At 35.0% G+C, this 10,611-nt stretch carries 5 protein-coding genes; 4 read left to right on the top strand and 1 reads right to left on the bottom strand.

What is annotated here, in order from left to right:
- The 3 genes from G4L40_RS06395 to G4L40_RS06385 all read left to right on the top strand — a co-directional run.
- Positions 1-595 (top strand): T9SS type B sorting domain-containing protein (locus G4L40_RS06395; protein WP_166236367.1); only part of this gene is annotated, 595 nt, incomplete at its 5' end.
- Between the two features lie 242 nt (positions 596-837).
- Positions 838-1,293 (top strand): hypothetical protein, encoded by a 456-nt coding sequence (locus G4L40_RS06390; protein ID WP_166236366.1) that lies wholly within the window; start codon positions 838-840, stop codon positions 1,291-1,293.
- 77 nt (positions 1,294-1,370) lie between these two features.
- Positions 1,371-7,850 carry a T9SS type B sorting domain-containing protein gene (locus tag G4L40_RS06385; protein WP_166236365.1) on the top strand — a complete coding sequence of 2,160 codons (6,480 nt, stop codon included), beginning with the start codon at positions 1,371-1,373 and terminating at the stop codon, positions 7,848-7,850.
- A 113-nt stretch (positions 7,851-7,963) separates the two neighbouring features.
- Here G4L40_RS06385 and G4L40_RS06380 read toward each other — a convergent pair whose 3' ends face one another.
- Complete coding sequence (locus G4L40_RS06380) at positions 7,964-9,157, bottom strand: pyridoxal phosphate-dependent aminotransferase (protein ID WP_166236364.1); 1,194 nt, start codon at positions 9,155-9,157, stop codon at positions 7,964-7,966.
- 128 nt (positions 9,158-9,285) lie between these two features.
- On the opposite strand from G4L40_RS06380, the gene G4L40_RS06375 reads away from it, so the two are divergent.
- Entirely contained in the window at positions 9,286-10,596 is a 1,311-nt protein-coding gene (locus tag G4L40_RS06375; protein ID WP_166236363.1) for a PDZ domain-containing protein, read from the top strand.
- The last annotated feature ends 15 nt before the right edge of the window (positions 10,597-10,611 follow it).

Below are 10,611 nucleotides of genomic sequence, written 5' to 3'. Positions count from 1 at the left end.
CGGACCAACACATATTGCAGATGAAGTAGGGGTTTATTCAGTAATTGTAACAAACACAACTACTACGTGTGTTTCAGCGGAAGAATTTGCGACGGTTGATTTTGTTTATCCAGCAGATTCATTTACAACAACAGTAACCAATGCCTTTACAGATAATGCGACTATTACAGTTGCTGTAGCAGGAGGAACAGGTACTTTATTGTATCAATTGGATGAAGGTGCATTGCAACCATCAAATGTATTTACAGGAGTAAGCGCAGGAACACATACTGTAACAGTGGTAGACACAGAAGGATGTACATTTATCACACAAACAGTATTGGTGATTGATTATCCAAAATATTTTACACCAAACGGAGATGGAGAAAATGACACATGGAATATTGTGGGTATGGACCAAGCAGATGCGAAGCTGTACATTTTTGATAGATACGGAAAATTAATCAAACAAATCAGCCCATCAATAGGCAGTGAAGGTTGGGATGGAACATTTAACAACCAACAATTACCATCAACAGATTACTGGTTTACAATTGACTATACGGAAAATGGTGCTGCAAAACAGTTTAAAGCGCATTTTTCAATGGTGCGTTAAGAAAGTTTATTTTATAACAAGAAAAAAGGGAGTACAATTTGTACTCCCTTTTTTCTTGTTATAAAAATTAGTGTTAGTAGAAAATTAAGAAAATAATTTGGTATTTTAAGAAAAAATGTTAAATTGTCGCATAATTAATCGGATAAAAATATAAAAACATCGGTGAAAACGACTTTTCTGTGATTTATTAATATTTTATTTTGATAGAATCCCTTATTTATTAACAAATACCTAATACGTGTATGAAAATATTATTAATTAATACGTTAGCACTTTTTTGTGTATTATTTTCTGAAAATGATAATCAAGCATTAAAAGAAGATAGACAGATATGTAAAGTTGTAGAGATAAGTTTATATTCTGATGAACAAATTAAAAGTTTCATCATTGAGGTTTTTGGCAATCAATCAGATGAATTGGTTTTTAATTCAAGTTCTCGTAGATATGAAATGATTAAAGATTTTTTAAATAATCGTTTTAAAATTGAATACAGACCTGAGTATAATGGAAAGGGATTTAAGTTATTATCGAGTTTGGGTTTAAACAATAAATATAATAATGCTTTGGTAATGGACAGTGTAGTTGAAATTTCAACATTTAATCCATTGAAATATAATTTTGAAATGAACTCGAAAGAGAAGAATATATATAGAGTTGACAATACAGATTATATAATCACTATTTTACCTACAAACTAGCGCTGATAAATATGAAAAAAATTTTACTCCTTATAATTTTTACCTATTTTGGTATAGCTCATTCTCAAACATATAATATGCAAAACGGAACAGTAAATACTTGTTCTGGGACTTTTTATGATTCTGGGGGTAATGCGGGTAATTATGCTGCTAGTGAATCATTTACTATGACTTTTTGTCCAAATACACCAGGAAGCTATGTTCAATTTGACTTTACTACATGGAATGTTGAAGGAGAACCTTGGGACTTTATGACAATCTATAACGGGACTAATACTTCGGGAACAATTATAGGTACTTATGGGGATACTTCTCCAGTCATTGGAGGTTGTAATGCAATGACCAATTATATCGCCTCTAGTCATGCTTCCGGTTGTGTGACTATTACTTTTGTTTCGGATTCATCAGTGCAACAGGGAGGATGGGCCGCTACAATTTCATGTACTACAACAGCTGGAGGAGATCCGATTACGGGAGGGTCTACACCTCCTGCAAATTCAGTATGTTCTGGTTCAGACCCTTTTTGTGCTGATGCAGGACCATTGGAGTTTCCAAATGTAAGTGATGCAGATTGCGTTCCTGACGCTCCAGCGGTAATTGTAGCTCAAACTTGTTTGTCTTCTGCACCCAATCCGGCTTGGTATTACCTAGAAATAGATCAAGCAGGACCATTAAATTTACAAATTTCTCAAACAACTGGGCCCGGTGGTACTGGTTCTACTTTAGATGTAGATTACGCATTATGGGGACCATTTTCTAGTGCTAGTGCAGCTTGTGCGGATTTTACTTTAGGAGATTGTACTGCTGACCATACATGTACAGGAACGGTTGTTGATTGTAGTTATAGCATATCTGCAACTGAAACAGCAACAATTCCTAATGCTCAAGTAGGCGAGGTGTACATGGTCTTGATTACAAATTTTAATGGTGCAGCGGGTTATATTACAATGACTCAAACAAATGCTGGGGCTGGAGGAGCAGGCTCAACAGATTGTACAATTGTCTGCCCAGTAGCAACTGGGACCAATCCTTCGTGTGGTGCTTCAGATGGAATAATTACAATTGAAGGTTTAGATCCGTCAGCATCGTATAATGTAACTTATTTAGATGATGGCACACCAGTTTCAGTAACTTTGACTAGTAATGCATCTGGTGATATAATTATTACGGGTTTAAATGCAGGAAATTATACAAATATTGTGACTAATTTTCCCGGTTGTACTACTGCAACATCTAATGTAACATTGACAAGTAGTGGAACTCCAGCAACTTTAACTAGTATTACAAATAATTTACCGTTATGTGGTCCTGCTAATGCGACTTATAATTTGACAGGAACGCCAAATGCAACTGTAACTTATAATATTAATGGTGGTGCATCGCAAACAGTTACTTTAAATGGTTCAGGAATAGCAACTGTTACCGTTACTGGTGTAACAACTAATACTACTTTAAATGCTACTTCGATTACTTCTACAGGTTCACCAATTACAGGGAATGGTTTAAGTGCAGCTGGAGGAAATACTCCTGTAAACTCAACTGGGGCTATATCCGCTTTAGGAGCAGCTGCTAATGGGACAAATTGCGCGTTTGTAGATAATACAAATTCAACTCTTACAATTACTTTACAACATACAGTACCAATTGGGACTTCAATAATTGTTAGTTTAGCTCGCGATAATAATGCTGGAGCTGTTACTGTTGCTGGTGGCGGAGCGTCAACAACATTCAACGCAGGGCCTAATGATATTTTACAAAGAATAACTATTGTTACAACTGTTGCAACGAATATTGTAACAGTTACAAGAACAGCTGGTATTGTTTGGGTTGATGGTGTACAATACACTTATACACCGCCCGGTTGTACCGTAGCTATTTCTAATTCAAGTACTGTTACAGTAAATGCCCAACCAAATGCAGGAGTTGATGGGAACACAACGATATGTGATTCAAGTGTAACACCAATCAACTTATTCAGTTTAATTACAGGAGAACAAGCAGGTGGAACATGGACACAAACTTCAGGAACAGGCGGAACGTTCAATGCAGGGGCAGGAACATTCACACCAGCTGCAGGAGCAACTACAAGTACATTTACTTATACATTAGTAGGTACAGCTCCATGTGTCAATGATACAAGTATTGCTACAATCAATATCAATGCCCAACCAAATGCAGGAGTTGATGGGAACACAACGATATGTGATTCAAGTGTAACACCAATCAACTTATTCAGTTTAATTACAGGAGAACAAGCAGGCGGAACATGGACACAAACTTCAGGAACAGGCGGAACGTTCAATGCAGGGGCAGGAACATTTACACCAGCAGTAGGAGCAACTACAAGTACATTTACATATACATTAGTAGGAATAGCTCCATGTGTCAATGATACAAGTATTGCCACAATTAACATTAATCCGCAATTAGCACCAACAATTAATTGTGGTACATCAACAACTTCATCTGTTCAGTTTACTTGGTCGGCAGTTATTGGAGCAACAGGATATGATGTAAGTTATCAAATAAATGCAGGTCCAATTGTAAATATTGGAGCCATAGGAAATGTTTTATCTTATACAGTTTCAGGATTAGTACCAGGAGATAATGTTTTAATAACTTTAACACCAACTGGTGGTGCTGGAACATGTTTTACATTTAGTACACAAACTTGTACAGCAAATAATTGTATACCACCAACTGCAACAATAAGTTATGCAACACCATTTTGTTCAACAACTGCTACTGCGCAACTTGTTACATTAACTGGTACAGGAACTTATACAGTAGGAAGTTATAGTGCACCATTAGGTTTATCAATAAATGCAGTGACTGGTGATATAACACCAAGCACAAGTACACCAGGAACATATTTAGTAACTTATACTATTCCAGCAGCATCAGGCTGTTCAGCAGTAATAGCTACTACTAGTGTAACTATCAACACAACCCCAGTTGCAGATGCACCAGCAAATGTAACAGCATGTGATAGTTATGTATTACCAGTTTTAACAGTAGGAAACTATTATACAGGATCAGGTGGAACAGGTACAATGTTACCAGTAGGTTCAAGTATTATGTCAACTCAAACATTATATGTTTATGCAGAAACAGCTACAGTTCCAAACTGTACGGATGAAAATAGTTTTGTAGTAACTATCAACACCACGCCAGTTGCAGATGCACCAGCAAATGTAACAGCATGTGATAGTTATGTATTACCAGCTTTAACAGTAGGAAACTACTATACAGGATCAGGCGGAACAGGTACAATGTTACCAGCAGGTTCAAGTATAACAGCAACTCAAACAATATATGTTTATGCAGAAACAGCTACAGTTCCAAACTGTACGGATGAAAATAGTTTTGTAGTAACTATCAACACAACACCAGTTGCAGATGCACCAGCAAATGTAACAGCATGTGATAGTTATGTATTACCAGCTTTAACAGTAGGAAACTACTATACAGGATCAGGCGGAACAGGTACAATGTTACCAGTAGGTTCAAGTATTACGTCAACCCAAACATTATATGTTTATGCGGAAACAGCTACAGTTCCAAACTGTACGGATGAAAATAGTTTTGTAGTAACTATCAACACAACGCCAGTTGCAGATGCACCAGCAAATGTAACAGCATGTGATAGTTATGTATTACCAGCTTTAACAGTAGGAAACTACTATACAGGATCAGGCGGAACAGGTACAATGTTACCAGTAGGTTCAAGTATAACAGCAACTCAAACATTATATGTTTATGCAGAAACAGCTACAGTTCCAAATTGTACGGATGAAAATAGCTTCGTGGTAACCATCAACACAACGCCAGTTGCAGATGCACCAGCAAATGTAACAGCATGTGATAGTTATGTATTACCAGCTTTAACAGTAGGAAACTATTATACAGGATCAGGCGGAACAGGTACAATGTTACCAGTAGGTTCAAGTATAACAGCAACTCAAACAATATATGTTTATGCTGAGACAGCTACAGTTCCAAACTGTACAGATGAAAATAGTTTTGTGGTAACCATCAACACAACCCCAGTTGCAGATGCACCAGCAAATGTAACAGCATGTGATAGTTATGTATTACCAGCTTTAACAGTAGGAAACTATTATACAGGATCAGGCGGAACAGGTACAATGTTACCAGTAGGTTCAAGTATTACGTCAACCCAAACATTATATGTTTATGCAGAAACAGCTACAGTTCCAAATTGTACGGATGAAAATAGTTTTGTAGTAACTATCAACACAACGCCAGTTGCAGATGCACCAGCAAATGTAACAGCATGTGATAGTTATGTATTACCAGCTTTAACAGTAGGAAACTATTATACAGGATCAGGCGGAACTGGTACAATGTTACCAGTAGGTTCAAGTATTACGTCAACCCAAACATTATATGTTTATGCTGAGACAGCTACAGTTCCAAACTGTACAGATGAAAATAGTTTTGTAGTAACTATTAATTCGACGCCAAATGCAGGAGTTGATGGAAATACAACAATATGTGATTCAAGTGTAACACCAATAGATTTATTCAGTTTAATTACTGGTGAACAAATAGGCGGAACATGGACACAAACTTCAGGAACAGGTGGAACGTTTAATGCAGGTGCGGGTACATTTACTCCAGCAATAGGAGCAACAACAAGTACATTTGAGTATGTCGTATTAGGTGCAGCACCATGTCTTAATGATATAAGTGTAGCTACAATTCACATAGATCAAAATCCAACAGCTTCAATTAGCTATCCTTTGACTCAATATTGTGTAAGTGCTTCTAATGTAAATATTGCTTTAACAGGTACAGGTTCATATACAAATGGTACTTATAGTGCCTCCCCAACTGGTTTATCAATTAATCCGACTACAGGTGAAATATCTCCTAGTACTAGTTTGCCAGGAAATTATACAGTTACCTATATGATTCCAGTTGCTGGAGCTTGTGCATCGTCACCAGTTACAACAGCTATAACTATAACTCCATTACCAACATTAACAATTTCAGGAAATGCGACTTATTGTGATGGAGATACAACTGCATTAACATTAACAAGTACAGTACCAGGAACCACTTTCACATGGAATGTCATTTCTTCTAATTTAGATGGTACTCATATTGTAAGTGGAACAGGAAACACAATTAATCAATTATTAGATTTAGATAATGCGTTAAATATTGGTACAGCAACATACTATATCACTCCATATGCAAATGGATGTGCAGGACCAGCACAACAAATAGAAATCACAGTAAACCCAATTCCAGATGTTGTAGCAGTAGCAACAAGCACCGAGATTTGTTCAGGAGATACAGCTCATGTTGATATGACAAGTGCTATTTCAGGAGTAACTTACACATGGACGGTGGTTTCAACAGGAGTAAATGGAGCAAGTAATGGTACGGGTTCAAGTATTGATCAAGTATTAACAACAAGTAACCCATTAGTAAATGGAAATGTAGTTTATACCATTACACCAAGTTTGAATGGTTGTACAGGTGCTTCTGTAACAGTGCAAATAGATGTTAAAGCACGTCCAGAATTCTTTGGAACGATTTCAAACCCGGTGATTTGTAGTGGGGAAACCACAAATATTAATCTAAGTGCTTCGTTACCAGGAACCAATTTTACATGGACGGTTATCACAACAAATGTTTCAGGAGCAAGTGATGGCACAGGTGCTAGTATAGATCAAACTTTAACATCGATATTAGGAGGAACTGCGGTTTATACAGTGGTTCCAGAATTAAACGGTTGTTCTGGTTCACCTATTCAAGTTACTGTAATTGTAAATCCTTTACCGCAACCAGTATTGGAAGATGGTACATTGTGTATCGTACAAGCTACAGGAGAAGTATACCAAACTTATACATTAGACACAGGATTATCAGCAACAGGTTATAGCTTTGATTGGTATTTAGACGGTGTATTAATTCCAGCAGCAAACGGACCAACACATATTGCAGATGAAGTAGGAGTTTATTCGGTAATTGTAACAAATACAACTACTACGTGTGTTTCAGCGGAAGAATTTGCGACGGTTGATTTTGTTTATCCAGAAACTTCATTTACAGCAACAGTAACTAATGCCTTTACAGATAATGCAACCATAACGATTACAGTCGCTGGAGATGGAACGGGTACTTTATTGTATCAATTGGATGAAGGTGCATTGCAACCATCAAATGTATTTACAGGAGTAAGCGCAGGAACACATACAGTTACAGTGGTAGACACAGAAGGATGTACTTTTATCACACAAACAGTATTGGTGATTGATTATCCAAAATATTTTACACCAAATGGAGATGGAGAAAATGACACATGGAATATAATAGGTATGGACCAAGCAGATGCGAAGTTGTACATTTTTGATAGATATGGAAAATTAATCAAACAACTAAGTGCTACAGCTGGCAGTGAAGGTTGGGATGGAACATTTAACAACCAACAATTACCTTCAACAGATTACTGGTTTACAATTGACTATACGGAAAATGGTGCTGCAAAACAGTTTAAAGCGCATTTTTCATTAGTAAGATAGTAGTTTTAAGAATTACATTTTAAAAGCGACACTTCAATTAGTGTCGCTTTTTTTAAAATAAGGGAACAAAAAAAGAGCTCATTTTATGAGCTCTTTTTAATATGAAGTTATAATTATTTTTGATTATAAACAGAAATTGCTTCTTTCAAAATTTGAACCGATTTAATCAAATCATCTTTCTTTAAAACATAAGCAATACGAACCTCGTCTAAACCAACATTTGGAGTAGAATAAAATCCTGCCGCAGGAGCAACCATAACAGTCTCACCATTAAAATCGTATGATTCTAACAACCATTGTGCAAATTTATCAGCATTGTCAATAGGTAGTTTCGCAATACAGTAAAAAGCACCTTTAGGAGTTGCTACAGTTATACCTTCTATTTTTTGCAATTCAGTAATCAATGTATCTCTACGATCTTTGTATTCTGAAATAACTGCATCAAAATAGCTTTGAGGTGTATCTAAAGCTGCTTCACTAGCAATTTGTGCATATGTTGGAGGACTTAAACGAGCTTGTGCAAATTTCATAGCCGTAGACATTACTGCAGCATTTTTAGAAACAATACACCCAATACGCGCACCACACATACTATAACGCTTTGATACCGAATCAATCATAATAGCATGTTCTTCTAATCCAGGAACATTCATTACTGAGAAATGCTCCTCTCCATCATAAATAAATTCTCTATAAACTTCGTCTGCTATTAAAAATAAATCGTGTTTTTTAACAATTTCAGCTAATTTTAATATCTCTTCTTTTGAATATAAATAACCTGTTGGGTTACCAGGATTACAAATTAAAATAGCTTTAGTTTTTGGTGTAATTAATTTCTTAAAAGCTTCAATTGGAGGCAAAGCAAATCCTGTTTCAATACCAGAAATTACAGGAACAACTTTTACACCAGATGCCGTAGAAAAACCATTGTAATTAGCATAAAATGGCTCAGGAATGATAATCTCTTCTCCCGCATCCATAGTGCTTCCCATTGCAAAAAGCAAAGCTTCAGAACCACCAGTAGTGATAATAATATCTTGCGTGTCTATAGGTAATCCGTGGTTTTTATAATATTGCGAAAGTTTTGTTCTATAGCTTTCAAAACCAGCAGAATGACTATATTCCAAAACACTAATGTCAGCATTTTTTACAGCTTGTAGCGCTACTTCGGGTGTTTTAATATCTGGTTGCCCAATATTTAAATGATATACTTTATGTCCTTTTTTCTTAGCAATTTCTGCATAGGGAACCAATTTTCTAATTGGCGATTCAGGCATTTGTTGTCCTTTAATTGAAACTTTTGGCATGATATATTTTTTAAAGATTCGCAAAATTGCGATTTTTTTTTGTGATATAAGCAATTTTGCTGCTTAAAATGTGTTAAATATATAACCATTAAGAAATAATTTCTTACATTTATGATATAAAATTGGTTATGAGAAGAATAGTGCAATTTTCCCTAATGCTTTTTGCCATAACATCAGTTTTTGCACAAGCGAAATGGAATTCCAATAAAACTAAAATCAAAATTCCTTTTGAGTTGACTCATAATTTAATTATTATGAATATCACACTCAATGATGTGCCTTTGAATATGATTTTGGATACGGGTTCTGATAGAAACCTATTGTTTTGTTTTCCAGAAAAAGATTCATTAGAAATTTTCAATCCAAGAAAAGTAACCTTTAGAGGTGTTGGTTTAGGAGAACCAATTGAAGCTATTGTTTCTCAAAAAAACAACATGAAAGCGAAAGAGTATGAAGACCCAAATTTTGAAATATTAATCATTGATAGCCAAGGAGTCAATATTGTAAATAAATTAGGCGTCCCAATCAATGGAATAGTTGGCGCTAGTTTCTTTAAAGATTTTTTAGTGGAAATAAAATATGACACACAAGAAATTATTCTCCATAAAAATAAAGAAAATATACTTTCCAAAAAGGCAAAAAAATATACAAACAACACCATTCAACTTATTGAAGACAAGCCATATATTGATTTAAAATTAGGAATTGATGACAGATTGCAAAATTTTAAATTACTAATAGATACTGGTCTAGGTGATGGTTTATGGTTGTTTGAAAATGATACGATTAAAACCCCAAAACTTTTTTTTGATGATGTTTTAGGCCGTGGTTTAGCTGGAGATATTTTTGGAAAACGCTCAAGAGTGAAAATAATTGAGATGGCAAACTATAAAATTCAAGAGGCTTTAGTTTCTTTTCCAGATAGCATTTCTTTTCCACAACATAATTTAGTAAAAAGTAGAAATGGTTCTTTAGGTGGTGCAATTACAAAACGATTTAACTGGTTTATTGATTACCAAAATCAAAAAGTATATTATAAGAAAAACGATTTTTTTAATAAACCATTCAACTATAATATGTCAGGAATCGAATTGCAGCATTCAGGTTTACAATGGATTAAAGAAGAAATTAAAATAAATACATCTAATAATCAATTGAATTTAAACGAATTAATGTTAAATGACGAATCTAAAAAATACAAATATGAACTTAAGCCTGTATATGAAATTTATGCTATTAGAAAAAATTCTCCAGCAGAAAAAATAGGCTTAAAAATTGGTGATAGAATAGTCAAAATAAATGGAAAATCATCTCATATGCTCACCATACAATCAATATCTGATTTATTTCAATCCGAAGATGGAAAATTAATAACCATCATTATTGAAAGATTAGGACAACAATTAACATTTAAGTTCAAGTTAGAAAAATTACTATAAAAAAAAGTCCCAATT

The organism is Flavobacterium celericrescens, from assembly GCF_011392075.1.
Taxonomy (GTDB): Bacteria; Bacteroidota; Bacteroidia; order Flavobacteriales; family Flavobacteriaceae; genus Flavobacterium; species Flavobacterium celericrescens.
Note: the sequence above shows the minus strand (reverse complement) of the source record. Positions and strands in the feature narration are given on the sequence as shown.

What these genes read in the sequence shown, in the direction of transcription:
- G4L40_RS06385 (WP_166236365.1), top strand. Translation starts at nt 1,371, where the DNA reads ATGCAAAACGGAACAGTAAATACTTGTTCTGGGACTTTTTATGATTCT.
- G4L40_RS06375 (WP_166236363.1), top strand. Translation starts at nt 9,286, where the DNA reads ATGAGAAGAATAGTGCAATTTTCCCTAATGCTTTTTGCCATAACATCA.
- G4L40_RS06380 (WP_166236364.1), bottom strand. Translation starts at nt 9,157, where the DNA reads ATGCCAAAAGTTTCAATTAAAGGACAACAAATGCCTGAATCGCCAATT.
- G4L40_RS06390 (WP_166236366.1), top strand. Translation starts at nt 838, where the DNA reads ATGAAAATATTATTAATTAATACGTTAGCACTTTTTTGTGTATTATTT.